This window comes from Pararcticibacter amylolyticus (assembly GCF_003130405.1).
In the GTDB taxonomy this organism is placed as follows: domain Bacteria; phylum Bacteroidota; class Bacteroidia; order Sphingobacteriales; family Sphingobacteriaceae; genus Arcticibacter; species Arcticibacter amylolyticus.
This window is the reverse complement of sequence record NZ_QEAS01000040.1, coordinates 1-12,497: the sequence shown is the minus strand read 5'-3', so window position 1 is coordinate 12,497 and position 12,497 is coordinate 1. Positions and strand designations below refer to the sequence as shown.

Genomic DNA, 12,497 nt, shown 5'->3' with positions numbered 1-12,497 from the left:
GCAAACAGGCTGGTGCTGCCGGAGGGAGTGATCTTCCGGATCCGGTGGTTCTGCTGGTCGGTGACGATCAGGTTACCGGAGGCATCGATCACCAGGGCCGAGGGCAGTTTAAACTGGGCCCCGGAACCGGTGCCTTCGGCATAGCCGGAGTATCCGGCTCCTGCCAGGGTGCTGACGGTCCCCGCCGGGGTGATCTTGCGGATCACATTGTTCCCTGCATCTCCTACATAGATATTCCCGGAGGCGTCGGCGACGACGGCCAGGGGATTATTGAACGTAGAGGACAATGCGGAACTATTGGTATACCCAGAGGCACCTGTACCGGCATAGGTACTGGTGCTCTGGCTAGAGACTGCGGCCGCTCCGGTATTGGTGACATTGACGGATACGGGACTGCCGGAAATAATCTCGGAGGGGAACGTGTAGGCGATCACAGGTGAAGCCTGCCCCATGCTGACACGGATATTGGTGATGATGTCGCCGGTACCAGAACCATATCCTTCGGATACCACGTAATAGGTGCCGGCGGAAAGGGTGGTCTGTAGCCAGGACTGGCTGCCTGGGCACTCCAGCTCACTGTTATCATCGTTCTGGTTGATCAATCCGCCGGAGCTGTTCAGCAGGTACAGATAAGTGTCGAACGTACTGCCGCAATGCGACAGGGTGACGGTAGCCGTACTGGTCAGGGTAAACTGGTAATAGATATCGTTGCTGGGCTGCCCTATGTCGTTGGTCAAGCAGGGATCCGCATTGTTCAGGGTATGGGTGTAACTTCCTGAATTGCTGAAGGTACCGGCCAAAATAGGATAATACTGATTTGCTCCTGTTGTGGGCGAACCATAAGAGTTGCTGCTGATCTCCAGGTTGTAATCTCCGGTATACGTACTATAGCCCTCTACCACCACATAGTAGGTCCCCGAGGAGAGACTGGGCTGGCTAATGACAGATTGTGAACCGCAATCAGAATCGTCATTGGTACTTATGGTATAACCGTTTGCGTCCAGCAGGTGGACATAAGTATCAAAATTGCTTCCGCACAAGGAAATATGAAGGTCGGTATAATCGGAAACGGTCAGTTCATACCATACTTCAGGACTGGGATGGCCTATCTGGTTGGAATAGTAATATCCGTCGAAATAATAATTATTGCGGTAATCGGTAAAACTATTCCCTCCACAGGAGCCGTAGGCACCAGCTTTGATAGCGTTATACATATCTGTCCCACTCTGAGCCAAAACGTTAATGCTTAGCAGGCACAAGAGAAGAATGATAATCGAAGCCAGCCTTATCGCCTTGATGAGAATTGGCTGTTTTTGTAAGGATCGGTTCATATGTCTTTTATTAGGCCTTTATTTCACTTTCTTCTCTTCATTGACTGGTCCGCGCTCTGTAGAAGGAATAATCTTTGCCTGCTGCTCGGGGCTCAGAAAGCTTTCCAGCATCCGGTTGCGCTCGGCTATTAGCGTCTTGATGCGTGCTATTCGGGCTTCCTGACTGAGGCTTTTGTCGGTTTCAAGAGCTTTCATAGATTCCTTGTATTCTGATTGAACTTTGTTTACTTGTTCTGCTTTGGCCGAGTCGCCTTTCAGGGTGCGGCGATAGTGGTTGAACTGGCTGAGTTTCTGGTCTGAGACACTCAGCACTCGTTGCCGAGCCCCGATGCTATCGGGCCGGGTTTGTGCATAACAGGAAAAAAAGTTAAGGCAGTAGCTTAAAAAAAAGACGAAAAAGGCAACTAGAGTTTTCATATTGATCATGTCTGAGTATTTTTATTATTTAATTGTAATGGTCATTAAATCATTCCAGGAGTTTGTCTTCGATAATTCGAAAGTTACAAACCCGGGATATTGCTATCATCGGTTTTAAGATGAATCTGTCGGAACACTAACCGCTACGTATTCTTACTTACTATAATGCGAATGCAATCTCTTTATTTATTCCGATGTCTTATAGTGATAAGCATAACTCTTGATTACATTTCCATCCTCGTCTTTTATAGTTTTTAAGCGGTTAAAATTATCATAATAGAAATAGCTTACCGCATCTCTTGTATCTATTACACTTGTTATTCCAACCAATGGATCATACGTATACGTTGTCATTTTAGCTTCTGACGGGTATAAACGAATCTCATCTATCTGACCAGCATTTATATCAATCTGATAAGAATTGCTGCTTACAGTAACTGTATTCCTCTTCAGCGTCCAGCTATTGGCTCCAGCCTTTTGCCAATAACTTAATGTATAATTCCCATTAGTCAGATTTGTCAATATTTTATTATAGCTACCAATGTAACTGTAATGACCAGCTTTACAAATATCTTTGGGACTATTTCCACCTATCTCTTCAAAGCCTTCATAAAAAACGTTTTTGACGTTTGCTCCAGTGATCTGTGCGACAGGATACCTTTTATTATATCCCCATATATAACATACAGGCGCGTCGGAAAACTTACTAACTTCTGTTATATTCCCGATTGCATCATAACCTGTAAATGAAATATACGGTTTATATCTACTATCTATTTGAATCATACCGTTTACCCCTGAAGAACTCACAAAATCTGACAACGGAGTATCTGTAAAAATCCGTTCCGCTTTTAGCGGAACAGGAAGATCAGACTTATACTGATATAGTTCAGAATTGACAAGTTTTTTTTGATTGGAAGGGTCTATAATATAACTGGATCTTTCTATAACTTTATCAACTGCATTCTTAGAAAGCAGATTATTTATTCCAATACTATAAACTGAGTTGTTAGCAAGTCCAGGATAATCTAATGGATATTTTATTTCTTCTACTATCTTTTTGTCGTCGCTTGAAAAAACAGTGGTTCGAAAAAGTTGATTATAATTATTGTATTCCAGGGCTTTGGTATACACTACGTTTCCAGATGCACTATAGTCTGTCTCTGTGCTCTTTGTAAGTAAATTAATTCCAGAACCCACAGAATAAGGCATCCAGCAATAAAAGGAAAACAGTCGGGGGCTATATTGAGAATTACTATAGTAAGGGCTATCATAAGGAGAGAAATAAGCTTGATTGGGGTCAGAAAGCGATTCAATCGCATAAATATTATCACCTTCATAAAATGCGTATTGAGATACTTTTATTCCCGGATAAACTGTGCCCCAAATTGTTTTATATTCATTAATAGTGGAATGTTTTAATGAAAACCCATTTTCGGGCGTTGAAGCATATACATAACTTGATTGCAATACGGGCTTCTGCCAATAGTCATATCCTGATATATTTAGCCCGCTAGTACCATTTGGAACAAAACGATTGTACATATCGGTTTGGAACGAGAAATCCGTTCCAAGATTGGAAAAATTATAAATGGTTTTCCCACATACACCCGCCGAGTTATCGTAATCGTATACCGAGACTTGCGGATAATGCACTGCCAGATGCTCTTCCGCACTTCCATCACCAGTTATAACGGTTGAATAATTATAGATACACCCAACATCATTATATTGGGACATCTGTCCCCAGGGAGGAAATACTTTACATATTTTGTTAACAGATTTAAAGAGCGAAGAATTTACTAACCCGTTTGCAGATCCTATTCCACTTTCATTTTGACCATACTTATAGATTTTTGTTAATGATTTACCAGCATTATCAAAAGACTTAATTCGCCGAACCCTTAATCCGCCCCCGCTTACATTATTTAACGAAATATTAGAATCATATTCATATTCTCTATATCCGCCTGTTGGAAACAGTATCTTTCTTAATGTAAAGGCTTTTACTGTATTTGTATCAGCCCGACTTTTATCAACTTTAAGCGCCCATGCGGTACTAATTAACTGATCTACAGGAAAACTAAACCAAGCAGATTCTTTATATACGTCACCGGCAGCAATATCGTTGTGCAAGTAAGGTGTTGGTACGTAACTCGCCCCAGATCCACCACCATGATAATACCCCCACTGATCAGCATAATAACTTGAGAATCTCCATGGATTACTCTTCTGTGTGTCAGGCAAGTCAAAATATTCGAATTTATATGTTTGGATCACCCTGCTGCTGTCGCAAATCTGCACAGAATCAAGAAGCCAATGAGGATTGCATCTGGAAGAAAAAAACTTGATCTTCTTAAGCATCTTGTTCCCAATTGTAGAGTAAATATTGATTTCTTTTATATAATATTGATCTACATTTAAATTGAGCTGGTCCGATCGCTTATCAGCAATAAATACAACCTTTTCACTAGGTGTAGTAATTTGATTAACATAAAAAGTGTGATAGCGTGTATCAGCTCCATTTGTCTTACTTATAGAAGTCGGAGAAAGAGGACCATTTGGAACTTGCTGCCCTTCAATTGCCTCACGAACAGACAGGGTTATATTAGTTGGATTTTTCCTGATTTCATATGCTGTTGTATAGTTGAAATGCACTTGCTCCCCCGTGGCAGATACAATATCGTTTATAGGCCAGGATGTTGAATAAGCATCCCACTGGCCTCCATTCGTATTCATTTTCTCTGACGTGTAAATCCCGTCAGTTGATTTTCCAAAATAATATGTCGTTCCGGATTCATCCTTAATTTTGCCCCCCTGTAGCCGTTCGACTTGTGACGGGGCATTATTCACGTTGAATTCAACAGTATTATTTACTTTTTCCAAAAAGTCGACAGCATAATTTTGTCTATTTTTTATAATAAAATGGCCATTTCCGGAGGGAAGCATATAAGTAAACATATCATATTCCCCATCATAAAATACCGATTTATCGGAATTTGTAGCGTTATTCATATAATAACTTTGAACAAAGGGAGCCAGCATTTGATCATTACGCAATCCACCATTAGATGGAAAATATACATTAGTAATTTTATTTATGGTATCAGTAGGCATTTCATAACTATCATCAGGTTTTCCATATATTACCCTGTTTACACGATATCCGGGATTGAGGGTCCAACCTACACCTATATTTCCATCATATTGCATATACTTAATTCCGGATGCATGATAAGACAGGTTTATCGGGATTTTGATAGTATTAAGCTGAATCTCATGTAAGGGTATATCAATTTCCGGAACACCATTATACAGAGCAACCCTATAATTTACATATTTTTCAAACGACTGCGATTGCGGTGAGGGTGGAACTACCTTGGGAAAATCCTGGGAATAGGCAACTTCATAGCAGCACATCATACAAACAAGCATGATTGAAATTTTCATGGGAATAAGTTTTACGGAATTCATGTGCTCAGACATATAGCCATATTCACATTTTTTCAAGGTTTTTTTGATAAATGACAACATATAGATTTATAGTTAATTCACACACAACGATGCTAATCATTCGTTCGCACCACTACGAACCAAATTTTATAAAACCCGAGTCACAAATCCTTGCTTAAATAATTGGTTTATATCAGCATCACATCACGATTATGCAATTTGGCTAAAGCATAAGCAACGAATTGCCACACAAGCTTAAATATTGAAAAAGAGCTTAATAGTTAGTATATGTAAAATAAATTGTAGAGTATGCAGACAGAATCCTGGAAGAGTATTTTAATAATATAAGAGAGCTAATTCGTGGTTCGGACTTTCTTCTTATGCATTTTTTCCATCCAAGTTTCTTTATTCAAATATAATAAATATTATTATATTTCCAAATATATCTTGATTCTTTTAAATAGAATAGGACGTATAGTTTTCGCTGCGGCCTATGATCTCGTGATTAGTGGCTTTGAGATTAAATGTGTAATTATAATTGCTATCCTTCCGGTCATAAAGACTGTCTAGTGGTGCATTAGCTTTTACTGATGCAATGCCGTCATAACACGATTGCCTGGTTTTGTAGCCTTCGCCGGATTTTAAATGGTAATAATACTGATTGTTGGCTGTGCTCCTGAACACCTGAAATTTGGGGTTGTTCATAATTGAATCATTAATTTATAATCCAAAGATGAGGTGGATGTGTGCAGTGGAGGTGCATAGGTAGAGAAAATTCAATAGGTTTTAAAAGAGATGAGGGAAGTTTCTTTTGGCAGAACGATCGGCCATCCGGCCGTTTTGCCGGATACATTTCTTTAGGCGTGCGAATTCTTCAGCGTGAAGCGTGCAAACGTGTTCTGCAACACCCTGATACTTTAAAATAAATGGCGCAATCGGAAGGTCCTTTATATTATTTCGAAAAAGAATAAACGTATGCTTGTAGAAGCTGAAATCTGATTGTGCAAGAGTACCAATGCATCTTTCCTTTTCGAACATGAAATAATGAAGACCATTTTCCGGCTCGTTTCGGCAACCATGCATTATCTTTTCTTCGGGGACATGTATTTGCGAGGTAGTAAGGACTCTTAAAAGGAGCGAGATCTCTGAAGAAACATCCACAACAATAAGGTATTTATCCCTTGGCTCTCCCCCATTTTCAAATTCGTAATCAGGTATTCTTAAGATGTTGCCAGGTTTAAGTATGTCCATGGTTAAATCAGGTTCGCCTGCATGAGATACGACTGATAAGCTACCTCGTAAGCTGATTTTTTAAAATCTGTATCTAACAGGTCTGTAAATTCTATGATGTAATCGGAACGGTTGTTCTTCTGGTCAAACTGTTTCTGAAGATGATGTTCTTTAACTACCTTATGCCAGAGAGTACCATCCTGCCGTAACTGATCAGAAAGTTGTTCGGTCGTAAATAATCCAAACTTTTCTATCGTTGCGTCCAGAATATCAATATCGTAGTCTGAGAACTGGGAATCGTCAAAGCTCTTTTTAGGCTTTATGATGATGCCCTTATGAGCTCCCGAGTCGGTTGTTAAAGTGAAGACATAATCGTTCTGGGAGTTTTTTAACCCTAATTTTTTACAGTCTCCCGCGTGCCTTATTTGTTTATAAAGGGCTTCCTGAATGGGGCCGAACCGCCATGCTTTATAGGTCATCCAGGTTACTGGGACGCCAGACTGTTTTACGGCAGTCTCATCTGCAATGTATAGTAAAAGTAATGCCTTATTGAGATATAGGGCGTTGAGCCGCTCGGCATAATAAATCAGAACATTAAATGCCTTATCTTCAGCTAAATCAAACTTCTCCTTATAAAGCTGACCGGAAAATGCTTCGAGGCTTTGTTGCAACTGTTCCGGTGACTGATTGAATAATTTATTAATGCCGGTTGTTTTAGAATCGAAAAAATCTTCGTGCCGGATATCGAATGCACGTCCTGAATCCTCCAAAAGTTCACGCTCCCATCGTTTCCATTCAGGAAATGAGTGAGATAGCTTACTCAGTTGAAATTCCTCCTGGTCACCAAAAGTTTCCATCACCATATCTAAGCAGTCGATATCGGTTTTCGAAAAAACCTTATAGTTGACCTCTCCTACTGATCCGAAAAGATAACGGTCTTCCTCTATTGATTTTAGATAGGTAGTAGCTTCTGTCTTAATGCTCTTTGTAATACCATATTCTAAAATATCTCTTGTTGCTGATGCTACCGGACCATTATGCATCGCCTTATAACAGTCGCCGGTTATTGTCCGGCCATACATCCGAGCATGCAATCTATCTGCGAGCCATAGCAACTTAAGGGCTTTCATTTTGTTCATGACGCCCCCTTCTTTTCTGGCCAGCAGATTTAATATCTGAATTGCTTTTCTGTAATTAAACTGGATCAAATGCCTATTTATTGAAATACAACGAATTGTAGAATTTTCTTATACAATGTTAGTAGAAAATGTAGAGGATAACAAATTAGGATTTTCCTTTGCACCTTAAAATGTCAAGATCTGCCGATGCTGGTTTCGCTCCTTAAATTCGTCATCCCAGTTAATTAATAAATGATTATTGCAGCGACCGAGACACCTAAACTAATCCGTTTCATCTCACCTGATCCTGATATTTTTATTGCTCCTAAACGCGTTCTTCAGTGAACGGGTTAGCTCCTCCCGCAAATCTTTGGTTACTTCGGCCTTCATCTCACCTACTGCCCTTAACCCAGGATTTATCCTGATTGAAATCGAAATCGGTCTCTCCGCAGGTAGTACATCTCAAGGAGACGCTCGTTTTATATGAATACTTCATTGCTATAATTTTTACATGCAAAGATTATCAGCACCTATGCACTGTATCTGCACAGGAAATTATTTATTTTTACTCTATAATTATCAGCTATGGCGGTAAATAAAAATGCCCAAACCAGGTATCATGTGCTGGATAAGTGCTTTGCTAATCCGGTGAAGAAATACTTTATCGAGGATCTTTTGAAATGCGTGAATGAAAGATTGCTGGAAATTGATCCGGACAGCCGGGGAATAAAACGGCGTCAGCTTCTGGAAGATATTCGGTATATGGAAAGTTCCGAAGGCTGGAGCGCTCCGATTGATCATATTCCGGACGGCAAACGGGTTTATTACAGGTATTCTGATAAAAACTTCTCGATCGACAACCAGCCGCTTAACCAGGCAGAGATTGAACAGCTAAGGGATGCAATGCGTTTGTTGACCCGTTTTCAGGGACTGCCTCAGTTTGAGTGGGTGCATGAACTGGGACCGAAACTGGAACAAGCTTTTCTTCTTGAAAATGAGTCGGCTCCGATCATTAGCTTCGACAGCAACAGCTACCTGAAAGGTATTGAGCTTCTGGCTCCTCTTTTTCATCATATACTCTATAAAAACCCTCTTTGTATCTCCTACCAGTCGTATAAGAGTGATCATGCCCGCGATTTTATCATTCATCCTTATTATCTGAAACAATATAATAATCGCTGGTTTCTGCTTGGTCTTAATGATGCACTTAACAAAATCACTATTCTGGCCCTGGACAGGATTCTGGGTATTTCGGAGGAGGATATTGTCTTTATCCCTAATACTGAATATGATTTTAATGAGTATTTCGAGGATGTAATCGGTGTGACTATAGTGGAGGGTAGTGAGCCGGTGACGGTTGTGCTTCAGTTTCCTCCGCGCGCTGCTCCTTATGTGTTATCGAAGCCTCTCCATGGTTCTCAAAAGCGTATTTCTAATGATGAGTCTGGCCTGGTGGTATCGCTGGAAGTGATTCCGAATTTTGAACTGGAAAGCCTGATCTTGTCTTTTGGCGAAACGGTGAAAGTGCTGGAGCCGGCAGATCTGAAAGAAAGGATCAAAGAACGGCTGATGGAGGCGTTGAAGGGGTATGGGGCATCAAATTTCTAACCGGGGTTTAGAAGATAAACTTTCATCATCTGGGTGCAGCTTAAATATGGGGTGTGATCCCCTCATAAAATAGGTTTTCTTCTTCAGCGAACGCTAGGATTGCTTCTGTTTCTTTACTTTTGAGGCGCTGCTGTTCTTCAGCGTCGAGGCTTGCTTCCGCATATCCTCTAAGGAAAGTCTGGGCTTTTTTGAGTTTGCTTCCCTGGCCAAACGGTTCATCTCCGAGAATGATATATTGTAATTCATCTTTGATGCTTTTCATTAATTAATATTACAAATATAATCTTTTGAAATGTGTTTTAAATATCCGGGCTGTTGGAGAGTCAACAGTGATTGAGCTTGTTACGCCTCTCTTCCGCCATATCCTCTATATTGGTAAGAGCTCTTGTAGTTCTTCTTCTTTCAACCGGAATTCTTTGGATAGTATCTGTACCAGGTCTTTTAAGATGGAAGTTCTTTTTGTCTTGGTTGCTTTACGAGGGTTTAACTGGTAAAGAACTATATTCGACCTTTCTGATAAACAAAAACAAGGTGTCAATTCTTGCTGTAATTCTTACTTGAGGGCCTGAACCTTTTGATAAGTATAAATACACATAGGTAGTCTGCATAGGGTTACCCTTAGGCATAAAAGGACGTAATGGGAAGCCAGCAACCTTAAAATCACCAGTTTTTAACAGTCCTACAAATTTCGTTTGTCTTATTTCATATCCTATCCTTGTAAAATACGGTCGTATGAATTTCTTCATAGCTCTACTTACAACCCACCGATAGATTAACATATTGCCTATAACTAATACAACGGCCAAACCCAAAATGATTGTTATTGCTTCCATCTTATTTAGAAAATCCAATTCTTAAATTACCTTCTAAGCCAACGCCTTCAGAGACGGATCAAATCCGAAAAGCTAATCAGTAATTCCATCACTTCCCCAAGAAATATTCCCGCCAAATCCCATTATACCCACCGAAATTGTATTAATAGACGGCCTGCAGTTGACTCACGTTTATAATCTACACAAAGATAGTATGCTCCACCTATTCCATTTGTAGTCTTATCTCTAGGATGGTATTTATTAGCGCTCACTGGAGCTTTATTACTAAATGACAAATCGGAATATACTGTCGAGTAGACATTTGCAAAAGCTGCGATGCCCTTTTTAAAACCTCCTCCAAGCTGAGCACCGTAAGACAACTCATACCCTCCTGACACTTCAAAATGCTCTTTTACCCATTCCCTGGCTTTATCCAGGCCCAGAACTTATTCTTCGATCATCTCTCCCTGAAACCCACAGTTCGATGACTGATTGATTATATATTCAGCGGCTTCTTTTTTTGCATTAATTTCTACAATCTCCCCATCCACGATTCTGTCTTTGATTTGCTTTGCTTCTTTGAGGGAAATTCCGGCATTATGATGTAATAGTTGAATAAATTCAATCTTATTCACTCCTTTCTTCCAGCCCGTAAATCGTATTTTTTTCATTTGCCTTTTCCCTCTAAGTCAAGCGATGTAAAGTAGAGTTTAGCGTTTGCTTTTATGTCCTAGTTACCACAAAAATTCATCTACTTGATTCACTACGTTCAAACGCTTCAATGCCGGAATCCGCTCTTAAGAACAACGCAGTAATTTGTCTAAGGTGATCGAGAGAAGGCTTCGAATAACAATAAACAGGGAGTTGGCCATTTCTATTAGTACTTATTTTTTTAAAATGAAGTCTTTCAAGCAATATCGTTTCAAGTGTTGTCATAGGGATAATTGAAATATTAATGCTACCCGTATGATCGTGTAGCCGTATCAAAAGTGATTGAAATGCCTCTCCTAAAAATTGATGCAAAATATCTTCATTAGTTCTGATAAACCATCCCGAAATGTACCAAAATTGCGCGTTCGACTCTTCTTCATGGGAAATGATATCACGAGGACGTAGTTGAGTATCGTTCTTTGTGTATCTAAGGATATCGTTAAAGAAACTTTCGGTGATAGACCAAATGCCAATTGAACCTTCTATCTTGTTACCCTTTGTTCTTATGAAAAGACCCTTTTTATTTTTATCCCACCAGTCTCGTAAAAGGTCGAAATCAATATTGGCCTCTTTATACTCAATTTCATCTTGTTGCCATATGTTCATCAGTTCGGGTAAAGTTTCAATATGCTTATGTTCTACCTGGCTGTCTTCCGGCAAAAGATTGTTGATGGTTTGATACTGCCTTCCAGAAAGACTGGGATAGGGCATTAGAAAATGAATATAACCTACGTAAAGCCAAGCTAAGACATTCGGTATAGCAACGACGGCAATCAACCAGATCTGATTTATTGAAGCTACTTGTCCGACTGTTGTCGAAATAGTGAAAACGGATCCAGCAATAACGAGAGATTTGGTCTTTTTATTCACGTTATAAATTTAAGATATAAATCAATTTTATTTAATAACAAAAAATTATGCATTAAAACATGTCTGGCTATACATGAGCCGGGTGACAACTGGTGATATCAGGATATGTATGCGGGTGCGAAAGTATATTGATCAATTTCATCGGAACTGATCCAACGCACCATATCATGGTCATTAAGTTGAATCTCCCCTGCTACGTAGGAACAATGATAAGCTTTCAATGTGATAGAAATATGTTCGTAGCGATGGACATTTTCCGCTAAAAAGTGATTGACCTTCACTTCGATGGCCAATTCCTCTTTGAGCTCTCTTTTTAAACAGGCTTCGGGCGTTTCGCCGGCTTCGATTTTTCCACCAGGGAATTCCCAAAAGCCTGCCTGAGATTTGTTTGGCGCACGACGGGCGATTAAAAATTGTTCACCCTCGAAGATAACGGCGGCGGCGACTGGTATCATGAGCTGATTTAAGTGATTAAGGGGTTACTAACTGTTTAAAATATGCTGCTGTTTCAGGATCGGTACAATAGATATAGCAGCCTTTCATACCGCGCGACATCAGTGTACGATAAGTGTTTTTAACGATGCGATCCAACAATTTGGTTGTCCCCTCCGGATCATTTTTCATCCGTTTGATCTTCCCTTTGGTTGCGGTCTCGTCACTGCTTCGCCGAAAAGCATCTGTTACTACTTCCCCATTCCTAACCACCAGATCTGGCCCAATGATGACACCGACATAATCGGCATCCAATCCCTGGCAGGTATGAATGCAGCCTACCTCGGTAACTGTATACTGCTGATAAAACGGGATGCGAATAACCGTAAGGTCGGTACAATTATGCAGATAGGCACAGGGTTTTAACTGGATATTGTCTGTTGCGACTGTTTCGTTGAAATCTTGCAATAGGGCTGCATATGACCAGGCCTGGTAACTGGGATGTACGTGATTAT

At 40.2% G+C, this 12,497-nt stretch carries 13 protein-coding genes; 1 reads left to right on the top strand and 12 read right to left on the bottom strand.

Translation table 11 applies throughout. The features are described 5' to 3' along the window. The 6 genes from DDR33_RS24460 to DDR33_RS24435 form a co-directional block, all read right to left on the bottom strand. The coding region (locus DDR33_RS24460) for a pre-peptidase C-terminal domain-containing protein (protein ID WP_202913839.1) at positions 1 to 1,331 on the bottom strand (1,331 nt) is incomplete at its 3' end. Between the two features lie 18 nt (positions 1,332 to 1,349). Next, positions 1,350 to 1,757 carry a hypothetical protein gene (locus tag DDR33_RS24455; RefSeq protein WP_109418430.1) on the bottom strand — a complete coding sequence of 136 codons (408 nt, stop codon included), beginning with the start codon at positions 1,755 to 1,757 and terminating at the stop codon, positions 1,350 to 1,352. Positions 1,758 to 1,934: 177 nt separating this feature from the next. Next, the gene (locus DDR33_RS24450; protein WP_146198858.1) at positions 1,935 to 5,198 is read right to left on the bottom strand and encodes a hypothetical protein; all 3,264 of its coding nucleotides are present in this window, start codon (positions 5,196 to 5,198) and stop codon (positions 1,935 to 1,937) included. A gap of 459 nt (positions 5,199 to 5,657) precedes the next feature. Next, positions 5,658 to 5,906: a YegP family protein gene (locus DDR33_RS24445; protein ID WP_109418428.1), complete on the bottom strand. Its 249-nt coding sequence runs from the start codon at positions 5,904 to 5,906 to the stop codon at positions 5,658 to 5,660. Positions 5,907 to 5,987: 81 nt separating this feature from the next. Further along, positions 5,988 to 6,452 carry a hypothetical protein gene (locus DDR33_RS24440; protein ID WP_109418427.1) on the bottom strand — a complete coding sequence of 155 codons (465 nt, stop codon included), beginning with the start codon at positions 6,450 to 6,452 and terminating at the stop codon, positions 5,988 to 5,990. A gap of 2 nt (positions 6,453 to 6,454) precedes the next feature. Further along, entirely contained in the window at positions 6,455 to 7,570 is a 1,116-nt protein-coding gene (locus DDR33_RS24435) for a Panacea domain-containing protein (protein ID WP_146198857.1), read from the bottom strand. Positions 7,571 to 8,134: 564 nt separating this feature from the next. Here DDR33_RS24435 and DDR33_RS24430 point away from each other — a divergent pair. Then, on the top strand, positions 8,135 to 9,157 hold the full coding sequence (locus tag DDR33_RS24430; protein WP_109418425.1) for a helix-turn-helix transcriptional regulator: 1,023 nt from the start codon (positions 8,135 to 8,137) through the stop codon (positions 9,155 to 9,157). 40 nt (positions 9,158 to 9,197) lie between these two features. Here DDR33_RS24430 and DDR33_RS24425 read toward each other — a convergent pair whose 3' ends face one another. From DDR33_RS24425 to DDR33_RS24400, 6 genes are all read right to left on the bottom strand, one after another. Further along, the gene (locus tag DDR33_RS24425) at positions 9,198 to 9,419 is read right to left on the bottom strand and encodes a hypothetical protein (protein ID WP_109418424.1); all 222 of its coding nucleotides are present in this window, start codon (positions 9,417 to 9,419) and stop codon (positions 9,198 to 9,200) included. A gap of 211 nt (positions 9,420 to 9,630) precedes the next feature. Next, complete coding sequence (locus tag DDR33_RS24420; RefSeq protein ID WP_109418423.1) at positions 9,631 to 9,990, bottom strand: hypothetical protein; 360 nt, start codon at positions 9,988 to 9,990, stop codon at positions 9,631 to 9,633. 425 nt (positions 9,991 to 10,415) lie between these two features. Beyond that, a complete protein-coding gene (locus DDR33_RS24415; RefSeq protein ID WP_109418422.1) occupies positions 10,416 to 10,640 on the bottom strand; it encodes a hypothetical protein in 225 nt (74 codons plus the stop codon). A gap of 76 nt (positions 10,641 to 10,716) precedes the next feature. Further along, positions 10,717 to 11,550, bottom strand: a complete 834-nt coding sequence (locus tag DDR33_RS24410) for a hypothetical protein (protein ID WP_109418421.1) — start codon at positions 11,548 to 11,550, stop codon at positions 10,717 to 10,719. Between the two features lie 98 nt (positions 11,551 to 11,648). Continuing rightward, entirely contained in the window at positions 11,649 to 12,005 is a 357-nt protein-coding gene (locus DDR33_RS24405; RefSeq protein WP_109418420.1) for a (deoxy)nucleoside triphosphate pyrophosphohydrolase, read from the bottom strand. Between the two features lie 16 nt (positions 12,006 to 12,021). Beyond that, a partial coding sequence (locus DDR33_RS24400) for a DNA/RNA helicase domain-containing protein (RefSeq protein ID WP_146198856.1) occupies positions 12,022 to 12,497 on the bottom strand: 476 nt, incomplete at its 5' end.